This window comes from Massilia sp. ST3 (genome assembly GCF_018119405.1).
Classification (GTDB): Bacteria; Pseudomonadota; Gammaproteobacteria; order Burkholderiales; family Burkholderiaceae_D; genus Telluria.
In genome coordinates this window covers 1-21,996 of record NZ_JAGPWC010000081.1, presented here as the reverse complement: position 1 = coordinate 21,996, position 21,996 = coordinate 1, and the positions used below count along the sequence as shown (strand labels likewise).

The 21,996-nt window shown below is 65.2% G+C and carries 17 protein-coding genes and 1 tRNA gene; 7 read left to right on the top strand and 11 right to left on the bottom strand.

What is annotated here, in order from left to right; translation table 11 throughout:
• From KBW98_RS20725 to lldD, 4 genes are all read right to left on the bottom strand, one after another.
• On the bottom strand, nucleotides 1-1,070 hold a 1,070-nt coding region (locus KBW98_RS20725; RefSeq protein WP_211522064.1), incomplete at its 3' end, for a TRAP transporter large permease subunit.
• Nucleotides 1,067-1,651 (bottom strand): TRAP transporter small permease subunit, encoded by a 585-nt coding sequence (locus KBW98_RS20720; RefSeq protein WP_211522063.1) that lies wholly within the window; start codon nucleotides 1,649-1,651, stop codon nucleotides 1,067-1,069. The genes KBW98_RS20725 and KBW98_RS20720, both read right to left, overlap by 4 nt.
• 171 nt (nucleotides 1,652-1,822) lie before the next feature.
• The gene (locus tag KBW98_RS20715; protein WP_211522062.1) at nucleotides 1,823-2,977 is read right to left on the bottom strand and encodes a TRAP transporter substrate-binding protein; all 1,155 of its coding nucleotides are present in this window, start codon (nucleotides 2,975-2,977) and stop codon (nucleotides 1,823-1,825) included.
• A 225-nt stretch (nucleotides 2,978-3,202) separates the two neighbouring features.
• Nucleotides 3,203-4,336 (bottom strand): FMN-dependent L-lactate dehydrogenase LldD, encoded by a 1,134-nt coding sequence (gene lldD / locus KBW98_RS20710; RefSeq protein ID WP_211522061.1) that lies wholly within the window; start codon nucleotides 4,334-4,336, stop codon nucleotides 3,203-3,205.
• Here lldD and KBW98_RS20705 point away from each other — a divergent pair.
• Both KBW98_RS20705 and KBW98_RS20700 read left to right on the top strand, forming a co-directional pair.
• Nucleotides 4,335-4,505, top strand: coding sequence for a hypothetical protein (locus KBW98_RS20705; protein WP_211522060.1), 171 nt, complete (start codon nucleotides 4,335-4,337; stop codon nucleotides 4,503-4,505). The two genes, lldD and KBW98_RS20705, sit on opposite strands and share 2 nt — an antisense overlap.
• 258 nt (nucleotides 4,506-4,763) lie before the next feature.
• Nucleotides 4,764-7,028, top strand: coding sequence for a C1 family peptidase (locus KBW98_RS20700; RefSeq protein WP_211522059.1), 2,265 nt, complete (start codon nucleotides 4,764-4,766; stop codon nucleotides 7,026-7,028).
• A gap of 194 nt (nucleotides 7,029-7,222) precedes the next feature.
• On the opposite strand, the gene KBW98_RS24235 is transcribed toward KBW98_RS20700, so the two are convergent.
• Nucleotides 7,223-8,119: a glycine-rich domain-containing protein gene (locus KBW98_RS24235; RefSeq protein ID WP_211522058.1), complete on the bottom strand. Its 897-nt coding sequence runs from the start codon at nucleotides 8,117-8,119 to the stop codon at nucleotides 7,223-7,225.
• Nucleotides 8,120-8,566: 447 nt separating this feature from the next.
• Nucleotides 8,567-8,746, bottom strand: a complete 180-nt coding sequence (locus KBW98_RS24230; protein WP_211522057.1) for a type IV toxin-antitoxin system AbiEi family antitoxin domain-containing protein — start codon at nucleotides 8,744-8,746, stop codon at nucleotides 8,567-8,569.
• Between the two features lie 83 nt (nucleotides 8,747-8,829).
• On the opposite strand from KBW98_RS24230, the gene KBW98_RS20685 reads away from it, so the two are divergent.
• Together KBW98_RS20685 and KBW98_RS20680 are read left to right on the top strand one after the other, a co-directional pair.
• Nucleotides 8,830-10,683, top strand: a complete 1,854-nt coding sequence (locus tag KBW98_RS20685) for a methyltransferase domain-containing protein (RefSeq protein WP_211522056.1) — start codon at nucleotides 8,830-8,832, stop codon at nucleotides 10,681-10,683.
• 304 nt (nucleotides 10,684-10,987) lie between these two features.
• Nucleotides 10,988-11,413 (top strand): hypothetical protein, encoded by a 426-nt coding sequence (locus tag KBW98_RS20680; RefSeq protein WP_211522055.1) that lies wholly within the window; start codon nucleotides 10,988-10,990, stop codon nucleotides 11,411-11,413.
• A gap of 276 nt (nucleotides 11,414-11,689) precedes the next feature.
• On the opposite strand, the gene KBW98_RS20675 is transcribed toward KBW98_RS20680, so the two are convergent.
• The 5 genes from KBW98_RS20675 to KBW98_RS20655 all read right to left on the bottom strand — a co-directional run bounded on the left by KBW98_RS20675 (nucleotide 11,690) and on the right by KBW98_RS20655 (nucleotide 17,255).
• A tRNA-Ser gene (locus KBW98_RS20675) sits at nucleotides 11,690-11,779 on the bottom strand.
• Between the two features lie 148 nt (nucleotides 11,780-11,927).
• A complete protein-coding gene (locus KBW98_RS20670; protein WP_211522054.1) occupies nucleotides 11,928-13,967 on the bottom strand; it encodes a bifunctional diguanylate cyclase/phosphodiesterase in 2,040 nt (679 codons plus the stop codon).
• Nucleotides 13,960-15,132, bottom strand: coding sequence for an HDOD domain-containing protein (locus KBW98_RS20665; protein ID WP_211522053.1), 1,173 nt, complete (start codon nucleotides 15,130-15,132; stop codon nucleotides 13,960-13,962). The genes KBW98_RS20670 and KBW98_RS20665 overlap by 8 nt, the downstream gene beginning before the upstream one ends.
• A gap of 126 nt (nucleotides 15,133-15,258) precedes the next feature.
• Nucleotides 15,259-15,894, bottom strand: coding sequence for a response regulator transcription factor (locus tag KBW98_RS20660; protein WP_211522052.1), 636 nt, complete (start codon nucleotides 15,892-15,894; stop codon nucleotides 15,259-15,261).
• On the bottom strand, nucleotides 15,891-17,255 hold the full coding sequence (locus tag KBW98_RS20655) for a cache domain-containing protein (protein ID WP_211522051.1): 1,365 nt from the start codon (nucleotides 17,253-17,255) through the stop codon (nucleotides 15,891-15,893). Before KBW98_RS20655 ends, KBW98_RS20660 begins: the two co-directional genes overlap by 4 nt.
• A 199-nt stretch (nucleotides 17,256-17,454) precedes the next feature.
• Between KBW98_RS20655 and KBW98_RS20650 the strand changes: the two genes are divergently transcribed.
• The 3 genes from KBW98_RS20650 to KBW98_RS20640 form a co-directional block, all read left to right on the top strand.
• The gene (locus KBW98_RS20650) at nucleotides 17,455-19,533 is read left to right on the top strand and encodes a carbon starvation CstA family protein (RefSeq protein WP_211522050.1); all 2,079 of its coding nucleotides are present in this window, start codon (nucleotides 17,455-17,457) and stop codon (nucleotides 19,531-19,533) included.
• On the top strand, nucleotides 19,533-19,727 hold the full coding sequence (locus tag KBW98_RS20645; RefSeq protein ID WP_211522065.1) for a YbdD/YjiX family protein: 195 nt from the start codon (nucleotides 19,533-19,535) through the stop codon (nucleotides 19,725-19,727). Before KBW98_RS20650 ends, KBW98_RS20645 begins: the two co-directional genes overlap by 1 nt.
• A 372-nt stretch (nucleotides 19,728-20,099) precedes the next feature.
• The coding region (locus tag KBW98_RS20640; RefSeq protein ID WP_211522049.1) for an ATP-binding protein at nucleotides 20,100-21,996 on the top strand (1,897 nt) is incomplete at its 3' end.

Here is a 21,996-nt window from a genome sequence, read left to right as displayed (position 1 = left end):
GGCGGTTCTTCCAGGCCGCCTTCGACCGGCGGCTCCTCCAGGCCGCTGCTGTCGCTGCCCGACGAGGTATCGAAACCGCCCTGCGCCCCCATCTCGACCAGCTCGGTGGGCGCGGCGTCCGGCGCGGTGGCGAAGCGGTAGCTGACGCCCATCACGGCCACGAAGGCGAGCGCCGGCAGCATGGCCACGAACAGGTTCGACACCAGGGTGCGGCTCGGCACGTGCGCGGCGCGCTCGCCCTTGATCGCGCGCACCAGGCCCGACACCGCCATCTTGTTGTAGGCGTTGGGGATGGCCTGAGTGTAGGCTGGCAGCGCGACCACGCGCTCCTCGGGCGGCAAGGGCGGCGCGGCGGAAGGCTTGAGCTTGGCCACCAGCAGCACGTAGCCCACGTACAGGCTGGCCAGCATGATCCCCGGGAAGAAGGCCCCCGCATACAGCTTGACCACCGAGACCCCGGCCGTCGCGCCGTACACGATCAAGAGCACCGAAGGCGGAATCAGGATGCCCAGGCAGCCGCCCGCCGTGATGCAGCCGGCCGACAGCTGGGTGCTGTAGCCCGCCTTGAGCATCGCAGGAAGCGCCAGCAGGCCCATGAGCGTGACCACCGCGCCCACGATGCCGGTGGCGGTGGCGAAGATGGCGCAGGTGACGATGGTGGCCACCGCCAGCGATCCCGGCACCCTCGCCATGGCGATGTGCAGGCTCTTGAACAGGCGCTCGATCAGGTTGGCGCGCTCCACCAGGTAGCCCATGAAGATGAACAGGGGCACCGAGATCAGCACGTCGTTGGCCATGACCGAATAGGCGCGCTGCACCATCAGGTCGAGCGTGAGCTGGACCGCCTGGCCGGGGTCCTGGCTATGGAAGGCGAACCAGGCGAACAGCACCCCCATCCCCATCAGGGTGAAGGCGGTGGGGAAGCCGAGCATGATGGCGACCACCACCAGCGCCAGCATCAAGAGGCCCAGGTGGCCGTTGGTCATCTCGGACGGCGGCGGCATCAGGGCGAACAGGGCGACGACGATCGCCACCAGGATCGACACGCCGAACCAGATTTCTTTTCTCATGGCGCTTTCCCTTCCTCGGCCTGTACCGATGCCTTCAGCTTGTCGACGTCGACTTCCTCGACGTCGGCCTCGCGCGCGGGCCAGGCGCCGTCGCGCAGGCAGATCACGCAGCGCACGATCTCGACGCAGCCCTGCAGCAGCAGCAAGGCGCCGGCGAAGGGGATCACCATCTTGAAGGGATACAGGGGCGGACCGTTGGCGGTGAGGGTCGAATGCTCGCGGATGGCGAAGGATTCGGCGGCGTAGGTGTAGCCGGCCCAGACCAGGGCCACCACGCCGGGGATGAAGAAGACGAAGTACAGGATCAGGTCCAGGCCGGCCTGCAGGCGCGGCGGAAAGAAGGTGTACAGCACGTCGCCGCGCACGTGGCCGTTCTTGGCCAGGGTATAGGCGCCGGCCATCATGAAGGCGGCGCCGTACATCATGATCATCAGGTCGAAGGCCCAGGGGTTGGGCCTGTTGAGGGCGTAGCGCGCGAACACTTCCCAGGAAATGAGGAAGGTCAGCACCACGATCAGCCAGGAAAACGCCTGTCCTACCCAGCTGCTGACCCGGTCGACGAAAAACAAAACGTTCTGCATGAAACTGCTCCCGGTCGCGACGAAGAGCCACCCTGCGAGTGCGGGGTGGCGCATGAAGGCACTGCGGTATGGTGGCGACGTTTGTAGTGTTAGCCTACGCCCGTGGTGCCGGCGACGGCGGTAACGACGGTTTTGAGGCTAACTAACCGTCGTCACCGCTGGCGGATAGCCTTATGCCTTTTTCGGCGCGGGAGCCTTGCGGCCAAAGTAGTGGTTGTAGGCCATGCGGCGCGGATTGTTGGTGTCCATGTCCCACTTCATCGCGCGCTCGGCAAAGGCGCGCATGGACGCCTCCACTTTCTTGAACAGCGGATTGTCGGCGCCCTTCTTGGCCACCACCTCGTCCCACACCGCCAGCTGCGCCTGCAGCACCGCGTCCGGGGTCTTGTAGAACTTGACGCCGTCCTTGGCCTGCATTTCGCGGTAGTCCTTGGAATAGCGGTCGACCGCCTTCCACGACATGTCGGCCGATGCCGCCTCGACGGCGTTCTCGATGATGGCCTTGATCTTGGCCGGCAGCGCGTCGTACTTGGGCTTGTTGAAGGTGACTTCGAACTGCTCGGAGCTCTGGTGGAAGCTCTGCAGCATGCAGATCTTGGAGACGTCGGGGAAGCCGAGCAGGCGGTCGGAGCTGGCGTTGTTGAATTCGGCGCCGTCCAGCAGGCCGCGGTCCATGGCCGGCACGATCTCGCCGCCCGGCAGCGCATTCACCGCCGCGCCCATGGCCGTGAACAGGTCGATCGCCAGGCCGTTGGTGCGGAACTTCAGGCCCTTCAGGTCTTCGCGCTTGGTGACCGGTTTCTTGAACCAGCCCAGCGGCTGGGTCGGCATCGGGCCGGTGAGGAAGGAAACGATGTTGGCGCCGATGCCTTTATACAGTTCGGCCAGCAGCTCCTTGCCGCCGCCGTACTTGTGCCAGGCGAGCACCATGTTGGCGTCCATGCCGTAGGCCGGGCCCGAGGTCCACAGGGCGATCGCCGCCTGCTTGCCGTAGTTATAGCCCATCACGCCATGGCCGCCGTCGAGCGTGCCCTTGGACACGGCGTCGAGCAGGCCGAAGGCCGGCACCACGGCGCCGGCCGGCAGCACCTCGATCTTCAGCTCGCCGCCGGTCATGTCGTTGACCTTCTTGGCGAAGTCCAGCGCGTATTCGTGGAAGATGTCCTTGCTTGGCCAGGTGCTCTGGAAGCGCATCTGCTTCGGTGTTTGTGCGGTCGCGATACTCGGGAAAGCCAGTGCGGCGGCGCCGGTGCCGGCGGCTGCGCTGCCCAGGAATTTCCTGCGGGTTGCTACGGTCTGCTTCGAATCCTTGTCGCCCTTCTTCATCGTATGTCTCCTGTCTAATTATTGAGTACGGACTGATACATGAAACGGAAATGCCTGGGACTGAATCGCTAACGCACAAATTTGGCCGTCGGGACGCCTCCTGATAAAAAACTGACACTATTTCCTAGAATTCACGCGTTTCCTTACAGATTCCTTACTGCAAGGCTACCCGGGATCTTACCGCTTTGTTGTCTGTTCGACCAGCTTGCTCGTATGCATGCCTGCCTAGCTGGCCAGCAAGTGCGGGCCGATCTCTGCGACCGACTTCACGCCGGTCAGGACCATGGTGGTGCGCAAGTCCTTTTCCATGATGGCCAGCAGCTGCTCGACCCCGGCCTGGCCACCCACCGCCAGCGCGTAGACGAAGGCCCGCCCGATCAGCACGCCATCCGCCCCCAGGGCCAGCATGCGGAACACATCGGCGCCGGTGCGCACGCCGCCATCGGCGAAGATCGCCAGCTTCCCTTTCACCGCCTCGGCAATGGCGGGCAGCGCCTGGGCCGTCGACATCGCGCCGTCCAGCTGACGGCCGCCATGGTTGGAGACCACGATGCCGTCTGCGCCGAAGTCCAGCGCGGCGCGGGCGTCGTCGGGCTCCAGGATGCCCTTGAGGATCAGCTTGCCCTGCCACTCGTCGCGGATCCATTGCAGGTCTTGCCAGCTGATGTCGGGGTCGAAGTTCTCGCCCAGCCAGCCGATGTAGTCCGCCAGGCCGGTGGCATGGCCGCGGTAGGCGGAGATGTTGCCGAGGTCGTGGGGACGGCCGTGCAGGCCGACGTCCCAGGCCCAGCGTGGAGACAGCATCGATTGCAGCACCCGGCGCAGCGGACCGTTGGCGCCGCTCATGCCGCTGTGGGCATCGCGGTAGCGGGCGCCGGGGACCGGCATGTCGACCGTGAACACCAGGTTGCGCGCGCCCAGGTCCCAGGCGCGGCGCATCACGTCGCGCATGAAGGCGCGGTCCTTCAGCACATAGAGCTGGAACCACAGCGGACGCGAGGCCTGCGCGGCCACCTCGGACAGCGAGCAGACCGAGACCGTGGACTGGATGAAAGGTATCTGCCGGCGGCAGGCCGCCCTCACCGCCTGCACTTCCCCGCGGCGGGCGTACATGCCGGCCAGGCCGATCGGCGCCAGGGCGATCGGGAGGGTATAGCGCTCGCCGAACCAGTCGCAGGCCAGGTCGAGCTGGGCGGAGCCGCGCAGGACGCGCTGGCGCAGCTTCACCAGCTGCAGGTCGTCGACATTGGCGCGCAGGGTCTGCTCGGCGCCGGCGCCGCCGTCGAGATAATGGAACAGGAATGGCGGCAGCTTGCGGCGGGCCGCTTCGCGAAAATCGGTGGCTGAGGAAATGATCATGAGCGTCGCGCTGGATGTCGCCTCATTTCGAATTGCGTTGATGTCGGGTGAAGTTTGCCGCATTTCCAAGAAACAATCTAAATTATTTCTGGTGACTCTTTCCGATGAGGTAGGCGGCAAGGAGTACGTAGCACAATGGATAAACGCAGTAAATATGCGGCGTGCTTAGTGTGGCGATTGAGCCAATATTTTTTATCCGGTGATTTTTTGCTTGAAAAGAGACTAGGATATTCTCGTTCAGATCAAGGAAAACACGAAAGGAGGCCCAACTGGTGCGCAGCCGATCGGGGTACATCCTTGTTTTCTTGTTCGACGGTGCTGCTTCCAGTGCGTGGTCTGCGCCGCCAAGCTGAATGGCGGCTTTTCTCCTTCGCTTGGCTGAATGATCCTGAGCTTCAGGCCAATAACAAACACTGGGGAGCACATCATGCCGTCACATCCCGCCGCCGGCGCGCGGCCACGCACATCCTCCATCGCCCCTCCTCCGCCCGGCGCCCTCAAGGCGAAAAAGAAGACGACGCGGGAAGCCAAGGCGCCGGAAAAAAAACCGCCATCGAAGGAGCTGCGCAAGAACGGCGGGCCAAGGGGCAAGGGCGCGAGCGATGCCGACATCGAGCAATCCGGCAAGGCGCAAATCATCCGTCCCAAGGCGGGCGCGCAATACCGCTGCAATGCGCGCGCCGACACCCTCGATTTCCGCGACCGCATGTACGAGCCGACCTTGATCGAGGTGCCGTCGACAATCCCGCTGGCACAATACCTGGCGTATAAGGTCCCGGTGCTCGACCAGGGTCAGGAAGGCGCGTGCACGGGCTTCGGCCTGGCGACGGTCGCCAATTGCCTGCTGATGCGGCGCAAGCAAAAGCCGGACAAGACGCAGGTGAGCGCGCGCATGTTCTATGAGCTGGCGCGCCGTTACGACGAATGGCCGGGTGAGGACTATGAAGGATCGAGCGCGCGCGGGGCCATGAAAGGCTGGCACAAACACGGCGTATGCTCATGGGACGACTGGCCCTACAAGGTGCCGCCGGGCGACCATGGCTTCACCGACGCCCGCATGTGCGCCGCGCGCACGCGTCCCCTGGGCTCCTACTTCCGGGTGAATCACAAGGACCTGATTTCGATGCACGCGGCGATCGCCGAAGTGGGCGTGCTGTACGCGACCTGCGCGGTCCACACCGGCTGGCAGGAGGTCGGCGCGGACGGGATCATCCACCAGTCGGACAGCATGATCGGCGGCCACGCCTTCGCGATCGTCGCCTATGACCGCGACGGGTTGTGGATCCAGAACTCGTGGGGCGACGACTGGGGCAAGGAAGGCATGTGCCACCTCTCCTACGACGACTGGCTCGCCAACGGCACCGACGTCTGGGTGGCGCGCCTGGGCGCCCCGGTCAATATCGGCAAGCCGCTTTCCTTCGCCACGGCGCACGCCAGCACTTCCGGACACTCCGTGGCCTACGCCTACGCCAACCTGCGGCCCCACATCATCAGCGTCGGTAACGACGGCAGGCTCCAGCCCGGGGGCGACTACGGCACCAGCGAGCGCGAGGTCAAGGCCATCTTCGAGGCGGACCTCGAGCCCCAGGTCAAGGCCAAGAAGATCTCTCGGCTGGTTCTGTATGCCCATGGCGGCCTGGTGGGCGAGGACGCCGCGGTGCAGCGCGTCGCCGAATACCGCGCCTCGCTGCTCGATGCCGGCGCCTATCCGCTGGCCTTCATCTGGCACAGCGACTACTGGACGACGATCACCAACATCCTGCAGGATGCGGTCCGGCGCCGGCGTCCCGAGGGCGTGCTCGACAAGGCGAAGGACTTCATGCTGGACCGGCTGGACGATGGGCTCGAGCCGGTCGCCCGCCTGCTGTCCGGCAAGGCGGCCTGGGACGAGATGAAGGAGAACGCCCTGCGCGCCAGCGCAGCGGGCGGCGCCGCCGATGTCGTGGTCAAGTACCTGGCCAAGCTCATGAGCGATCATCCGCAGCTCGAAGTTCACCTGGTCGGGCACAGCGCCGGATCGATCTTCCTTGCTCCGCTGGCCCAGCTGCTCGCCACCGAGGGCGAGATCGAGAAGGGTCCGATCGCTGGACGCACCGGTGCGAACCTCCCCGTCGCGAGCCTGACGCTGTGGGCGCCGGCATGCACGGTCGACCTGTTCAACGCCTGCTACCGGCCGCTCATCGACGCCGGCGCGATCGCACGCAGCGCCATGTTCTACCTGACCGACAAGGCGGAACAGGACGACAACTGCGCCAGGATCTATAACAAGTCCCTGCTCTACCTGGTCTCGCACGCGTTCGAAGCGCGGCCCCGCATTCCGGTCGTGTTCGACGAAGGGATACCGATACTCGGCATGGAGAGGACGCTCAAGAGCGATCAGGACCTGGCGAAGTGGATAGGCGGTGGAAAAATGGATCTGGTTCCTTCGCCCAACGATGTAGCGGTCGGAACTCAAGCGGCAGCCAGGGCCACGCACCATGGGGATTTCGACGACGACATCGCGACGGTGAGTGCGACCTTCTTGCGGATTCTGGCATCGGCCGGGAAACCGCATGCGAAGCCAGCGCTTGCCGCGGCAAAGCCCAGGAATGGGTTGCCCGCCGCCGTTCGCAATCTCGTATTCGAGAAATCGGCCAGCCGCTTGCGTAGCAGGAGGCTGGAGATCGATGCTCAGACAAAAGTCGGCGCTTAGTCCAGGCTAGCCCTGGCAAGCGGTAATGATGTTCAGTTAGCTGAAAAACCGTCGCCCCGGCGCAGGCCGGGGGCCAAGTTGAGCGTCTCGACAGCTCGTGAGAACTCAGGTTCAACCCTCGGCGCGAGCGACATGTATTCGCTCACTGAACAGCATTCCCAGCACTCAGGGTGTTCAGTAGATCTGATAACAGCTTATTGCTTGCGGCGACGGCGCGACGCGGCGACGCCGAGCACGCCAAGTCCCAGCAGCGCGAGCGAGGCAGGTTCCGGCACCTTGGCGATCGGTGCGTCGACGTATTCGATGTAAACGAGGCCGTCGGCGCCGTTGCCGCCCGCGAAGCGCATGGTCGAGTTGAAGCTGCTGTTGAAGCCCCCTGCTCCGCCACCGGCGCCGTAGCCGACACCGCCCTTGCCGCTGAAGCTCTGGCTGCCGTTGGCAGCCGCTGCGCCGGCGCCGTTGATCAGGATGCCGCCAGCGCCGCCGCCGCCCGCATGCGTACCGGTACCGCCCGCACCACCCGCGCCGGCAGTGATCTGGTTTTGGGTGAACAGCGCCAACAAGGCGGCGTAGCTGCCCTGGCCGTTACCGATCGGCATGCCGCCCCAGCCTGCGCCGCAATAACTGCCGCTGCTGCCGCCCGAACCACCGGCGCCGCCCAAGGTACCGCTATTGCACGCGCCACCGCCGCCGGAGCTGCCGTGCTGGCCGGACATATTGACGCCTGCCACGACGCCGCCGCCATTCGCGCTCAGGTAGTTGCCGAACATGGAAATGCCGCCTGCGGTGATGCCGGTGATGGTGTTGTCCGGACGTCCGAGTGCACCGGTGCCGCCAGCGCCGACTTTCACGAGGATGGTGTCGCCGCCGTTGACGGCGACCGTGCCGGCCGTGAGATAACCGGCGCCACCACCACCCTGGTGGCCGTTCGCACCGCCGCCGCCGCCGCCCATGACCAGGACGTTGATCGAGCTGACGTGGACGGGCACGACGAAGGAATAGGCCGCAGTCGGGTCGGTGAAGCTGATGAAGGCGGCGTTGGCGTTGCTGACGGTGGCCAGAGCGGCGAGAGCGAGGGCGGTACGGAGCACGGGACTTCCTTGGTTGTAATTTGAACTAACACTAGAAGCAACTTCCGGGCCAGGAAAAATTGTCTTTTGAAAACAGGTATTTACAAAAAACAATCGATCTCAAGCTTACCCGCTGTAAATTTTTCCGACAAGCTTGAAAAACTGCTACACGGCAATACTCGACGTAGAACAGGGAGCTCCTCGGTATCGTGAGGGGCGCGCCGCCACGCTGAACACGCGCACCTGGGCGCCAGCAAAGTCTGCAATGTTGACGCCCTCGGTCATCGCCGGTCCCGACATGCGGGCTACCCGTAGCGGCGGATAATCGAAACGCGGAGCACGAGCCTTATGGGGTATGGCGAGCCAGACGTCGGATGACTGCTGCGTGGTCAGGTCATGAAAACGCAGCGCGGAAAGCAGGCATAGCACCCCGCTTTCGCTGCGTGTCGTTACCTCGGCAAAGCTCTCCTACTCGGACGCAGACCGGTCAGGCAATGTGTACAGACCTCGACCGAGTTTGAGCAGCCGGCCTTCGGCGGTCAGCGAGGCCAGCAGTGCGCGCGATGCACCGGCACTGTCCACATCGCGTGTACGCAGTATGCCTTTGGAACGGGCAAGCTCAAGAATTCGTCCAGCTTGTTGACTCATGAAGCCAGGCTACACAAAACGTTTGCACTTATCCATATATGCCGACATTTTGTTCAGTATCTCTTTTTAAAGTGCTGAGCTGGATGCAGATTGAAGGCATCGAATCCATTGGGTTTGCATATGATTGCAAACATACCGATTGCTCTACGGCAGCATGCTTCGGCATACAATTGATGAGTCGACAAACCATCCCGAAGGTCATGCAGACCATTCCTCACTACGATCAGAACGCCGAGCAGCTTGTCTCCCAGTACGAATCGCTGAGCTTCGAGTATGTGCACCCTGCCCTGCTGCATCTGCTACCACCGCCCGGCGCGACGATTCTGGACGTCGGCGCCGGTTCCGGAAGGGACGCCGCCTGGTTTGCGGCCGAAGGATACGATGTCGTCGCCGTCGAGCCCTCGGAAGCGATGCGTACGCTGGCGCGCCAGCGCCATCCTTCGCCACGCATTCACTGGGTGGCTGACAGCCTGCCAGACCTAGCCCAGGTACGCCGGCTGGGACTTACCTTCGATCTGATCCTGCTCTCTGCGGTCTGGATGCACGTTCCACCGGGTGCCCGCCAGCGTGCCCTGCGAAAACTGGCGACGCTGCTGTCGCCAAATGGACGCATCGCCATCAGCCTTCGCATCGGCCGACCCGATACCGATCGCGCCATGTACGAGGTGACGTTATCGGAGCTGACGGCGATGGCCCAGCAGTTCGGCCTCAGGCTGGTGCGCTCCGATGACAGCCCCGACAGGCTGGGCCGACCCGGCATTTCATGGACGACTGCGGTTCTTGGACTACCCGATGATGGTTTAGGTGCGCTTCCACTTCTACGCCACTTGATCCTCACGGACGGGAAGTCATCAACCTACAAGATTGCCCTCCTACGCATCCTCGCCAGGATCGCCGATACCGCGGCGGGTGCAGCGCGCCATGAGGCGGACTCCGTTGTCCTGCCAATGGGCCTGGTAGCGCTCTTCTGGCTACGCATGTACAAGCCGCTCATCGAAGGCGGCCTTCCCCAGATGCCGCCTAACCGGGCTGGAAACGCTCCTGGCTTCGTGACCAACAACTTCACGGCCTTGCGCCTAGTTCGGCCGGTTGACCTTCGTGCGGGGATGGAGTTCTACGATGACACGGCGCGCCATCTTCACGGCAGCCTATGGGAGATCTCCAGGCTGATCCGCGAGATGCCGGTCAAGTACCTGCGCTGGCCCGCGAGCGATGAGAACATCTTCCACATCAAGCACCAGCGCCGCACATCGACACCTTCAAGCCTGCGGATCGATGATCCATTCCTGTGGAGCTTTGGCGAGTTCCACGTCCCCCTTCCAATCTGGGATGCGCTTAGCCACTACAACGTGTGGGTCGAGCCGGTTCTCGTAGCGGAATGGGTGCGCTTGATGGAGTCCTATGCGGGGCAACTTGGGCCGACGATAAGCCAGACCGCGTATTCGCTACTTGCGTGGGCAGATCCCGAGCGCGACACCAGGTTCGCGCGTGCTGCGGTCGAACGGCTTCGCAACCAGGGCAAATCCATTTACTGCGTATGGTCGGGCCAGCGCCTGAAGGACGACTTCGACATCGATCATTGTTTTCCCTTCGCTGCTTGGCCCTGCGGCGACGCATGGAACTTGATGCCTGCATCGAGGCGGATCAACAGCGAGAAGTCGAACCGCCTGGTCACCCAAACGGCCCTGGAACGAGCCAGCGAGCGGATCACCGAATGGTGGGAAGAGGCGTTCCTGTCGGCGGGGATTGATGCGCGGCACCGTTTCTTCCTCGAAGCCGAGCAAACGCTTCCACTGCTGGGTGCAACCGCTTCTCCAGCAGACCTGATCGATGCGATGAAGGTGCAGCGCATCCGGTTGGCTAAGGATCAGGGTTTGCGCCCATGGGAGCCAGCTGCAGCTCAAGAGCGGCTCATACTCGCCCCAAGCTTTAGCTGATCGGCATATAAGGCCCGAAGACTAAGCCATGACATCATCGCCGAGGGCATTGAGAGCTGATCGCCGCCGCCGCCCTGCGATCGGCATACGGTTTGCCACAATCACCTTCCCAAGCAAACTATCGCAAATTCCGTAGATCCTTCTCACACGCAACCTTGACTGCTTTCAATCGACGAAGCGATAGAACGACGACTATAACCTCTTCGCATCAGAAACTTGAAGCGAAATTCAATCGTAGGCGGCATTCCACGCCTCTTATTCGAAGCGAGAACAGATCGTACCTACCTGCTTAGGAGACTGATTAATGTCGGATTTCTACAAGTACTTCAAGGAAAACATGGATGCGCTCGGCCTCCCTGCGCCGGAGAGCTTGTTTGGATCAGTGCAAAGTACCGTGGGCACAGTCACGGTACTCCTCGGCTCGATTGACAAATTCGGTACCAAGGTAACTGTAGGAGAACTGATCGGTGCGGGTACAAGACTCGAGAAGCTAGGAGTCGTCGCAGCATGCTCTGCCGCGTACTATGCTGGGGCGGTCATCGGCAGCCTGGCGGTTGCGACGGGGCGTAGTCTTGGGCACGGGACATCGCTCGGCGATGTACTTCTCGAGGCTGCGAGATGGGGATTCAAGCGACCGTGGCTTGCCTCGCTTCTTCATCGCTTACCCGGTGTCTACGATCCTCATGTGAAGGCGCGGAAATACTACAAGCACCAGGCAGCGATCCGATGAAAGATTCGCTTTCATTGCTCGCGGCCGGCGTGCTACTCGCTCTCGTCGGCTGGGCGTTCTGGCATTACTTGGGAACCGATGCACCATCTGCGCTCGTTACCGTTGCGCTGATCGCTGTGACGGTAGACAATGCTCGGCTTCGCCGGCAACTGCACAAAAGAGAGAAAGGGTAGTCGGTGCAGCGGGGTCCACGCCTTTAACCACATGGCAGGATCAAGTGCGGATCCCGAGCTTAACGCAGGGGTATGTGGACGGGGGAACGGCTTGAGAGAATACTGGCGGAAGCGGTGAGATTCGAACTCACGAACGGGTTCCCCCGTCGGCAGTTTTCAAGACTGCTGCCTTCAACCACTCGGCCACGCTTCCCTAGAAGAACCGGCATTATACATAAATCGTCGGTGCTGGTCAGGCTCGTTGCCTGCGCTGTTGGTGCGCGGCGAACTTGGGCCCCGGCCTTCGCCGGGGTGACGGTCGCACAGCTAGCCATCAACTTATGCCGGACGGGCGGACACGCTCAGGCAATCAACAACCAGTTATCCCGCAAGCTCCGCTCGAAGTCCTGCGCCGGCAGCGGCTTGCTGTACAAGTAGCCCTGCACCTCGTCGCATCCCGACTCGCGCAGGAAGTCCAGCTGGTCCACCGTCTCCACCCCTTCCGCGATCACACGCAGCCCCAGCTGGCGCGCCATGCTGATGATGGTCCCCGCAATCGCGCAGTCGCTGGCATCGGCCGGGATTCCGGTCGTGAACGAGCGGTCAATCTTGAGGGTATGAATCGGGAAGCGCTTCAGGTAGGACAAGCTCGAATACCCGGTCCCGAAATCGTCCAGCGACAAGGCCACGCCCAGCGCGGTCAGGCGGTCCATGATCCCGGTCACCCGCCCGATGTCGTGCATCAGCGTGCTCTCGGTAATCTCCAGCTCCAGCCACGAGGGATCGAGCTGGTAGCGCCGCAGCGTATCGGCCACGCGGGCCGGCAGCGATTGCGTGAACTCGCGCGCCGACACGTTCACGGCCAGGCGGAACGGCGGCAGCCCGGCTTTCTGCCAGATGGCCGCCTGCGCGCAGGCCTGTTCCAGGACCCACTCGCCCACCTGCACGATCAGGCCGGTGCTCTCGGCCAGGGGGATGAATTCGCCCGGCGGCACCAGGCCGCGCTGCGGGTGCACCCAGCGCACCAGCGCTTCGGCGCCGACGATGCGGTCGCTGCCGATTTCGAACTTCGGCTGGTAGTACAAGGTCAGTTCGCCGTTGCCCAGCGCATGGCGCAGGCCGGTCTCGATGCGCATGCGCTCCTGCATGCCCTGGTTCATGTCGTCGCTGTAGAAGGCGACGCTACGGTCCGGGTTGGCGTCGTCCTTCTTGGCCCGCTCCATCGCGATGTCGGCCAGGCCCAGCAGGGTCTCGGCGTCGTTGCCGTTCTGCGGATAGACGCTGATGCCGATGCTGGCGCCCACGCGCAGGTCGTGGCCGGCGATGTAGAACGGGGCGTCCAGCACGTTCTGCAGCTTCTGCGCCACCGTGGTGGCCTCGAAGTGCTGGCGGATGTCGAACAGGCCGACCGCGAATTCGTCGCCGGACAGGCGCGCCACCACGTCCTCGTCGCGCAGGGTGTCGCGGAAGCGCTGGGCCACCTGGCGCAGCAGTTCGTCGCCGATGCGGCGGCCCAGGGTGTCGTTGATGCGCTTGAAGCGGTTCAAATCGATGAATAGCAGGCAGCCGTGGGCCTCGTTGCGCTGGGCCACCATCAGGGCCTGGTCGACCAGGCGCGCGAACAGGGTGCGGTTCGGCAGGCCGGTCAGCTCGTCGTAATAGGCCAGGTGGTGCAGCTGTTCCTCGGCCTGCTTGCGCTCGGTGATGTCGGTCAGGTAGGCGATCAGGCCGATCGGGCGTTCCGCCAGGTCGCGCAGCGGCGACAGCGACAGGCTGGCCCAGAACACCTCGCCGGACTTCTTGCGGCGCCGGACCTCCATCATGCGCCCGCCCTGCTCCGCGAACACGTCGTGGAAGCCTTCTTCCTCGTCGGCGTACAGGAACAGGATGTTGCGGCCGATGGCTTCCAGCGCGGAGTAGCCGAACAGCTCCTCGGCGCCGCGGTTCCAGCTGGTGATGTAGCCCATCTGGTCCATGGTCAGCACCGACTCGTGGATCTGGTCCAGGATCTGCGACTGGTGCGCCAGCTGCGCTTCCATTTGCGCATAGGCGTGGGTGGAGCGCTGGGCCAGCGCCTGCATCTGCATCAGGTTGGCGGTCAGCTGCGCCAGCGCGGCCAGCTGGCGATAGTCGCTGTCGAAGTAGCCGCGGCCCGCCACTTCGTAGTAGCCGAACTGCTCGGTGCCCGCGAAGACCGGATGGCGCAGCGCGCCGCCGATCATGCCGGCCTCGAAGCTGCCCGCGCCCTGCACGAAGCGTCCCGTCGGGCTGCTCAGGAGCGAGCGCGCGACGCGGCCGAGTTCGTGGGCCAGGGCTTCGCCGCGCAGGCGCATGACGGCCTCGCACACGGCGCTCGTGCCGCCGACGAAGTCCACCGCGATCGCTTCCTGCAGCTCAGACATTGCGGCCCACCTGGATCGCCCAGTGATAGGCGTGCAGCTGGCTGCTCCACCAGGTTCCCGGATCGACCTCGGCCTCTTCCAGGTCGCTCTCCGTGGGCGCGATCTCGGTCAGGCGCAGCCAGGCGCCCAGCCTGCCTGCGCGCTCCAGCAGCGCGCCCCCCACGTGCTCGGGCAGGCACAGGTCGGCGGCGATCTCGCGCATCGGCATGCGCAGCAGGCGGTCAAGCAGCGAGAACACGCCGGTCATGAAGGCCAGGTCCTGTTCGTCGCGGTCGCCGCCGGCGTCCTTGCACAGGGCTTCGAGCTGGGCGCCGCGCCGTGCGGCCAGCGGCAGCAGCAGGTTCGGCGGGCCGTCCGGCTGCTGGCGCGCGTACAGCAACAGCTGCAGCCAGCGCTGCAGCTGGCGCCGGCCCAGCAGGTTGATGGCCTGGTTGAAGCTGGTGATCTGGGTGCTCACCGCGAAGGCGGCCGAGTTGACCAGCTTGAGCAGGTGGTAAGACAGGGTCGGGTCCTGCTTGAGCTGCAGTTCCAGCTCGCGCGAATCGGCGTCGCGCGCCAGCAGGCCTAATAAGGTCAGCAGGCGGCGGCGCGAGCTGCCGTCGTCGCTGGCCGAGGGGAAGCTGGCCGGGTCGAGCGGATAGTCGCCGCTGAACCAGTCGAAGCCGGCATTCTCGCATTCGGAAAAACGCAGCGCGCTGTTCACGCCGCGCGCGAGGTGGGGACCGAACAGCGCGGCCAGGCGGCCGGGCGGCGGAACGTCCTGGCTGCAGTCGCGCGCGACCGAACGCAGCGCGGTCGGGGCCTTGATGCCTTCGGGCGCCTGGCCGTCGAGCCAGACGCGGTAGCCGAATTCATGCAGCTCGGCCAGGCGGCGCGGCGCGCCCTCCTCCGCCAATGCCGCGGCCGAGACCACGAAACCGATACGGTTGGCCGGCAGCAGGGCCAGCACGGGCGGCGTCAGGGCGGCGGGGGAATCAAGCATGAGCAGGCCGTCGAGCGGCGCGATCGCGGCCAGCAGGTCGGGCGTGCCGAACACGGCTTGCAGGCGCGCCGGCAGGTCCTCGCCGGACTGCAGGCGCAGGGATAGCGCCACCCACTCGTTCTGCGCATTAGCGACCGGGTCGAACGCAACGGGCGGGATGATGACGGGTTCCTGCGCAGCCATGTAATGTTTCAAAGGAGATATTCAGATGATCTTAGTGCACGGATTATCAGAAAGCAACACCCCTTGTTTCCATACAGATACATATCTGCATGCGCGGCGGGTTAATTACAGATTTATGACAAATTTTTATGGGTTTTCTTCGAATCCGGCGCGTTGTACCGCAAAACGGATCAATTCCGCCTGCCCTTCGATGCCCAGCTTGCGCTTGATGTTCAGGCGGTGGGTTTCCACCGTCCGCACCGACAGGTCGAGGTCGCGGGCGATCTGCTTGTTCGACTGGCCGGCGGCGATGTGCCGCAGCACTTCCTGCTCGCGCGAGGTCAGCTGGTTGTCGGCCGCGTGCGGACTGGCCAGCTGGCGCGCCAGGGCGGCGCTGTAGTAGATGCCGCCGCCCATCACGGTCTCGATGGCCAGCACGATGTCCTTGCCCGGGGCGTCCTTGAGCACGTAGCCGCGCGCGCCGGCCTGCATGGCCTGGCTCACGTATTCGGGCTTGTCGTGCATCGACAGGATCAGCACCGCAATGCCGGGATAGCGCGCCGTGAGCCGGGCGGTGGCCTCGATGCCGCTGCCGCCGCGCATGTTCACGTCCATCAGCACCAGGTCGGGCTGGCAGCGGCCGGCCTGCTCCAGCGCTTCCTGGCTGGAACCGGCCTCGCCCACCACGCGCAGGTGCGGCGCCGCCTCCAGTCGCGCGCGCAGGCCGTCGCGCACCAGGGGGTGGTCGTCCACCAGCAGGATCTTGACGTCGTCTTGGCTCATGCCCGTTCCTCCAGGTCGATGCTGGCCACCACGCGGGTGCCGAGCGGCGAGGAAGCGATCGCGAGCCGTCCGCCGATTGCTTCCATCCTTTCCATCATGTTGCGCAGGCCGATGCCGCGCTGCGGGTGCACGGCCACGCCGTCGGCGTCGAAGCCGGTGCCGTCGTCCTCGATCATCAAGGTCAGGCCGCGTCCCGCGCGCACCAGGGCGATGTCGATGCGGGTGGCGCCCGCGTGGCGTTCGACATTGGTCAGGGCTTCCTGGGCCACCCGGAACAGTACCGTGCCCACCATGTCCGGCAGGCCGTCGAGCGGGCCTTCGCTGCGGAAGCGCACCGGCATGCCGGCGTGCTCGCCGAATTCGCTGGCCAGGTGGTCGAGCGCGGGCGCCAGGCCCAGGTCGTCCAGCAGGGTCGGGCGCAGGTCGTGCGAGATGCGGCGCACCTCGCCCAGCACCGACTTCACTTGCTCCACCGTGCGCTCCAGGCCCGCCTTGGCCTGGCGGCGCTGGGCTTCGTCGCCGCCCAGGCGGATGATGCCGGCCTCCAGCTGCAGCTTGACCGAGACCAGGGCCTGGCTGATGCCGTCGTGCAGGTCGCGCGACAGGCGCGCCCGTTCTTCTTCCTGCGAGTCGACCACGCGCTGGGCCAGGGCTTTCAGTTTGGCGTCGGCCACGCGGTGCTCGCTGATGTTCAGGGCCAGGCCGCCCATGGCCACCGTCAGCGCCGCCAGGATCGCCAGGCCGGCGATCCACAGCAGGGTCGCTTCGATGTTGCTCGACTGCTGGGCGTCGATCTGGGCCAGCGCGGCTTCGACGTCGTCGAGGTAGATGCCGGTGCCCATCATCCAGCCCCAGTGCGGCACCGGCACCACGTAGCCCAGCTTGGGCGCCTGCTGGCTGCTCGAGGGCTTGACCCAGCGGTAGCGCTGGAAGCCGCCGCCGGCCTTGGCGCGCTCGATCAGGCGCTGGATGGTGGGCTCGCCCAGGTCGTCGCGCCACTCCCACATGTCGGTGCCCACCAGTTCGGGCTGGCGTGGGTGCATCAGGTTCTTGCCCTGCATGTCGTACAGGAAGAAGTAGCCGTCGTCGCCGTAGCTGAGCGAGGCCAGGATGCGCTTGGCTTCCTCCAGGGCGGCGGGATCGCTGCGGCCGGACTTGGTGAGGTGGGCGATCGAGCGCGTGGCCAGCGCCACGTAATGGCGCAGCTCCGCTTCCTTGCTGTCGAGGTAGGCGCGCTGGATGGTGGCGCGCTGCTGCTGCGCCAGGGTCACGGCCTGCTGGCGCACGAACAGCGCGATCGCCAGCATGGCCACGATCAGCGGCGCGATCGCCAGGACGATGACTTTTTGCCTCAGCTGCATGGTGCGCCCGGAATAGAAAATTGCATGCGCGCATTCTACGCCCGCGGCACGGCCGTGGCCTACGTAGTAGTGCGTAGCGCCTGCGTAATCATGCGCTTGCGACGCTATGAAGAGTGCAAGATACTGGCCGGTAGCAGTGAATAAGAGCGCCGGTTCGCGCCGGCGCATAAAGCACCAATTCCTTACCGGAGGAGTCACAATGAATCGTTCATCGGCAAGTCCAGCGGGCAAGCTCGGCTGGATCGCGCTATCGCTCCTGGGCGCGTTTTCGCTCGGGGTCGTCGCGGTCAAGCGCGGCGAAACCATCAACGCCATCTGGGTCGTCGCGGCGGCAGTCTGCGTCTACCTGATCGCCTACCGCTTCTACTCGCTCTTCATCGCCAGCAAGGTGATGCAGCTCGACCCCAGGCGCCAGACCCCGGCCTACAAGTACAACGACGGCCTGGACTACGTCCCGACCAACAAGTACGTGCTGTTCGGCCACCACTTCGCCGCGATCGCCGGCGCCGGCCCGCTGGTCGGCCCGGTGCTGGCGGCCCAGATGGGCTACCTCCCCAGCATGATGTGGATCCTGGCCGGCGTCGTGTTCGCCGGCGCGGTGCAGGACTTCCTGGTGCTGTTCCTGTCCACCCGCCGCGACGGCCGCTCGCTGGGCGACCTGATCAAGTCGGAGATGGGCGAGATCCCGGGCATGATCGCCCTGCTCGGCACCTTCATGATCATGGTGATCATCCTGGCGGTGCTGGCGCTGATCGTGGTGAAGGCCCTGACCGGTTCCCCATGGGGCACCTTCACCGTGATGGCGACGATCCCGATCGCGCTGTTCATGGGCCTGTATTCGCGCTACGTGCGCGTGGGCCGCATCGGTGAAGTCTCCCTGATCGGCTTCGTGCTGCTGATGCTGGCCATTATCGGCGGCCAGTGGGTGCACGATTCGCCGGTTCTGGGCCCGATGTTCACCTTCACCGGCACCGAGCTGACCTGGATGCTGATCGGCTACGGCTTCGTCGCCGCCGTGATCCCCGTGTGGCTGCTGCTGGCGCCGCGCGACTACCTGTCCACCTTCCTGAAGATCGGCACCATCGTCGGCCTGGCGCTGGGCATCCTAGTGGTGGCGCCGGACCTGCGCATGCCGGCCGTGACCAAGTTCATCGACGGCACCGGCCCGGTGTGGTCGGGCAACCTGTTCCCCTTCCTGTTCATCACCATCGCCTGCGGCGCGGTGTCGGGCTTCCACGCCCTGATCTCCTCCGGCACCACGCCGAAGATGATCGAGAACGAATCGCACGCCCGCTTCATCGGCTACGGCGGCATGCTGATGGAATCCTTCGTCGCCATCATGGCCCTGGTGGCCGCGGCGACCATCGACCCGGGCGTCTACTTCGCCATGAACAGCCCGGCCGCGGTGCTGGGCACGACAGCGCAGTCGGCCGCGGCGGCGGTGTCGAACATGGGCTTCGTGATCACGCCCGAGGCACTCGAGCAGATGGCCAAGGACGTCGGCGAGCACACCATCATCTCGCGCGCCGGCGGCGCGCCGACCCTGGCGGTGGGCATGGCGCACATCCTCTCGAACGTGGTGGGCGGCCAGGCCATGATGGCCTTCTGGTACCACTTCGCGATCCTGTTCGAGGCCCTGTTCATCCTGACCGCGGTGGACGCGGGCACCCGCGCCGGCCGCTTCATGCTGCAGGACCTGCTGGGCGCCTTCGCACCCTCGCTGAAGCGCACCGAGTCGCTGCCGGCCAACCTGCTGGCGACCGGCCTGTGCGTGGCGGCCTGGGGCTACTTCCTGTACCAGGGCGTGGTCGATCCGCTGGGCGGCATCAACACCCTGTGGCCGCTGTTCGGCATCGCCAACCAGATGCTGGCCGGTATCGCGCTGATGCTGGGCACCTGCGTGCTGTTCAAGATGAAGCGCGCGCAGTACGCCTGGGTCACGGTCGTGCCGACCCTGTGGCTGCTGGCTTGTACCCTGACCGCCGGCTGGCAGAAGATCTTCGACGCCAATCCGAAGGTCGGCTTCATCGCCCACGCGAACAAGTTCCAGGCCGCGCACGACGCCGGCCAGGTGCTGGCCCCGGCCAAGACGGTGGAGCAGATGGAGCGCATCATCTTCAACGACTACGTCGATGCGACCCTGGCGGGCTTCTTCATGTTCGTGGTGGTGGCGGTGCTGTTCTACGGCGTGCGCACCGTGCTGGCGGCCCGCGCCGCCGGCGGCCCGACCGCGAAGGAGACCCCGTTCGTCGCCATGCCCAACCCGCAGGTGCAATGATGTTCGGCTCGCTGGCACAGGCAGGCAAATACCTCGGGCAGAGCCTGCGCCTGATGGTCGGCCTGCCCGAGTACGATACCTACCTGGCGCACATGGAGCGTACGCACCCGGACCAGACGCCGATGAGCTACGAGGAGTTTTTCCGTGAGCGGCAGGAGGCGAGGTATGGCGGGTCGAGGGCGAGCTGCTGTTAAGAAGTGATGGAGGGGATGCGAAGGCGTCCCCTTCTTTTTTTGCTCGCCCACCTTTTGCCTTTCCTCTCGCCACCGCCCGTAAGACCGTCATCCCCGCGCAGGCGGGGACCCAAGTTTGCATGCGTATCTCCTACGGCACACTCGGCCGGTGCGCGACGAACCTGGGTCCCCGCCTTTGCGGGGATGACGTGCGGCGGAAGGTGGACGTGCTTGACACTGCGGCCCTCACGCGTATCCCCCACCTTGCGTTCCCTCAAAGCCCCCGCCCCCCGCTAACCGTATATTTTTTTCTTGCGGGAATTTGCATTCCGCAAAGGAGGACCAGCTACGTCCCTTGCCGGTCCGCTTCGCCGTCCGCCTGCGGGAACCGCAATGCCGAACTTCGAGCGCTCGAGCCTGAACCAGAAGCTGACCATCATCTCGCTGCTCTCCACGGCGACCGCCCTGCTGTTCGTGTTCGCCGCCTTCGCCGTCACCTCGGTCATCAACCACCGCCAGGACGAAGCCATGCAGCTGGCCTCCTTCGCGCGGGTGATCGGGGCGGCCAGCGCCGGCGACCTGCTGCTGGTCGACCGCAGCCAGGCCCAGGCCACCCTGGCCGCCCTCGAAGCCCAGCGCGGGATCTCGGCCGCGGTGCTGTTCGATCGCCTGGGCCGGCCGCTGGCGCGCTACCAGGCCGCCGGCCGCGTCGATGCCGGGCTGGAGGAATTCGACGGGGTCGACGCCGCCAGCCTGGCCCAGGCCAACCAGGACGGCCGCGCCCTGCTGGCGCGCCACATGCGCCATTACCACGAGGTGCGCCTGGGCCAGATGGCGGTCGGCGTGGTCATGGTCGAGGCCGACCTGCTGCCGATGTGGCTCGACATCGTCGCCAGCCTGGCCGTGATCGGCCTGGCCATGGGCGCCTCGCTGCCCGTGGCCCTGGTGCTGGCCGGGCGCTTCAAGCGCAGCATCCTGGAGCCGGTCACGAAGCTGATCCAGGCCGCGCAGAAGGTCTCCACCAGCCAGAACTACGGCCTGCGGATCAGCCACGGCCGCAGCGACGAGCTGGGCGCCCTGATCGACAGTTTCAACACCATGATGGCCCAGATCCAGGACCGCGGCGCCGCCCTGCTGCACCACCGCGACGAGCTGGAACGCCAGGTCGGCGTGCGCACCGAGCAGCTGGAGAAAGCCAAGAACGCAGCCGAGGCGGCCAGCCGCGCCAAGAGCGCCTTCCTGGCCACCATGAGCCACGAGATCCGCACGCCCATGAACGGGGTGCTGGGCATGACCGAGATGCTGCTGGCCACCGAACTCACCGAGGCCCAGCGCAACTACACCACCCTGGTCAAGCGCTCGGGCGAGCACCTGCTGGTGATCATCAACGACATCCTCGATTTTTCGAAGATCGAGGCCGGCAAGCTGACCATCGAGTACATCAACTTCAACCTCTGGGACCTGCTGGACGACATCCACAACGTCTATACCCCGCAGGCCGCCGCCAAGGGCATCGGCTTCGACTTCGACATCGCCAACGACATCCCGGTGGCGATCTGCGGCGATCCGAACCGGCTGCGCCAGATCATGGCCAACCTGCTCGGCAACGCGATCAAGTTCACCGAGCAGGGCCGCATCCTGGCGCGCGTGCGCGTGGCCGGCGAGGACGCCCAGCAGGTGCAGCTGCGCTTCGAGGTGCACGACACCGGCATCGGCATCTCGCGCGAGGCGCGCGCCCGCATCTTCAACGCCTTCTCGCAGGCCGACGACTCGACCACCCGCAAGTACGGCGGCACAGGTTTGGGGCTGGCGATCTCGAAGCAGCTGGTGGAGCTGATGGGCGGGACAATCGGCGTCGACAACGCGGCCCAGCGCGGTTCGATCTTCTGGTTCACGGTCAGCTTCGACAAGCGCCGCGTCGATCCGGACGCCCCCGGGCACCGCCAGCACACCCTGGAGAACCTGCGCGTGCTGGTGATCGACGAGCAGGACGAGACCCGCGAGGACCTGGTGCAGCAGCTCGTGGCCTGGCGCGCCAGCTGCGAGGGCGCGGCCAGCGCGGCGGCCGGCTACGAGCGCCTGCTGGGCGCCGCGCGCGCGGGCCGTCCCTTCGATGCGGCGGTGCTCGACATGGAACTGGCCGAGACCAGCGGCCTGGCGCTGGCCGCGGCGATCCGCGCCGAGCCGGCCGCGCGCGCCACCCACCTGGTGCTGCTCAGTCCCGAAAAGCTGGCGGCCGACCCGGTGCAGCGGCGCGAGGCCGGCGTGGCCTACCAGCTGGTCAAGCCGG

Coding starts and splice junctions, on each gene's coding strand:
- KBW98_RS20655 (WP_211522051.1), bottom strand. CDS start 17,255: ATGCAGCTGAGGCAAAAAGTCATCGTCCTGGCGATCGCGCCGCTGATC.
- KBW98_RS20645 (WP_211522065.1), top strand. CDS start 19,533: ATGTTCGGCTCGCTGGCACAGGCAGGCAAATACCTCGGGCAGAGCCTG.
- KBW98_RS20705 (WP_211522060.1), top strand. CDS start 4,335: ATGAGCGTCGCGCTGGATGTCGCCTCATTTCGAATTGCGTTGATGTCG.
- KBW98_RS24230 (WP_211522057.1), bottom strand. CDS start 8,746: ATGAGTCAACAAGCTGGACGAATTCTTGAGCTTGCCCGTTCCAAAGGC.
- KBW98_RS20715 (WP_211522062.1), bottom strand. CDS start 2,977: ATGAAGAAGGGCGACAAGGATTCGAAGCAGACCGTAGCAACCCGCAGG.
- KBW98_RS20680 (WP_211522055.1), top strand. CDS start 10,988: ATGTCGGATTTCTACAAGTACTTCAAGGAAAACATGGATGCGCTCGGC.
- KBW98_RS20660 (WP_211522052.1), bottom strand. CDS start 15,894: ATGAGCCAAGACGACGTCAAGATCCTGCTGGTGGACGACCACCCCCTG.
- KBW98_RS20700 (WP_211522059.1), top strand. CDS start 4,764: ATGCCGTCACATCCCGCCGCCGGCGCGCGGCCACGCACATCCTCCATC.
- KBW98_RS20665 (WP_211522053.1), bottom strand. CDS start 15,132: ATGGCTGCGCAGGAACCCGTCATCATCCCGCCCGTTGCGTTCGACCCG.
- KBW98_RS20720 (WP_211522063.1), bottom strand. CDS start 1,651: ATGCAGAACGTTTTGTTTTTCGTCGACCGGGTCAGCAGCTGGGTAGGA.
- lldD (WP_211522061.1), bottom strand. CDS start 4,336: ATGATCATTTCCTCAGCCACCGATTTTCGCGAAGCGGCCCGCCGCAAG.
- KBW98_RS20685 (WP_211522056.1), top strand. CDS start 8,830: ATGCAGATTGAAGGCATCGAATCCATTGGGTTTGCATATGATTGCAAA.
- KBW98_RS20670 (WP_211522054.1), bottom strand. CDS start 13,967: ATGTCTGAGCTGCAGGAAGCGATCGCGGTGGACTTCGTCGGCGGCACG.
- KBW98_RS20650 (WP_211522050.1), top strand. CDS start 17,455: ATGAATCGTTCATCGGCAAGTCCAGCGGGCAAGCTCGGCTGGATCGCG.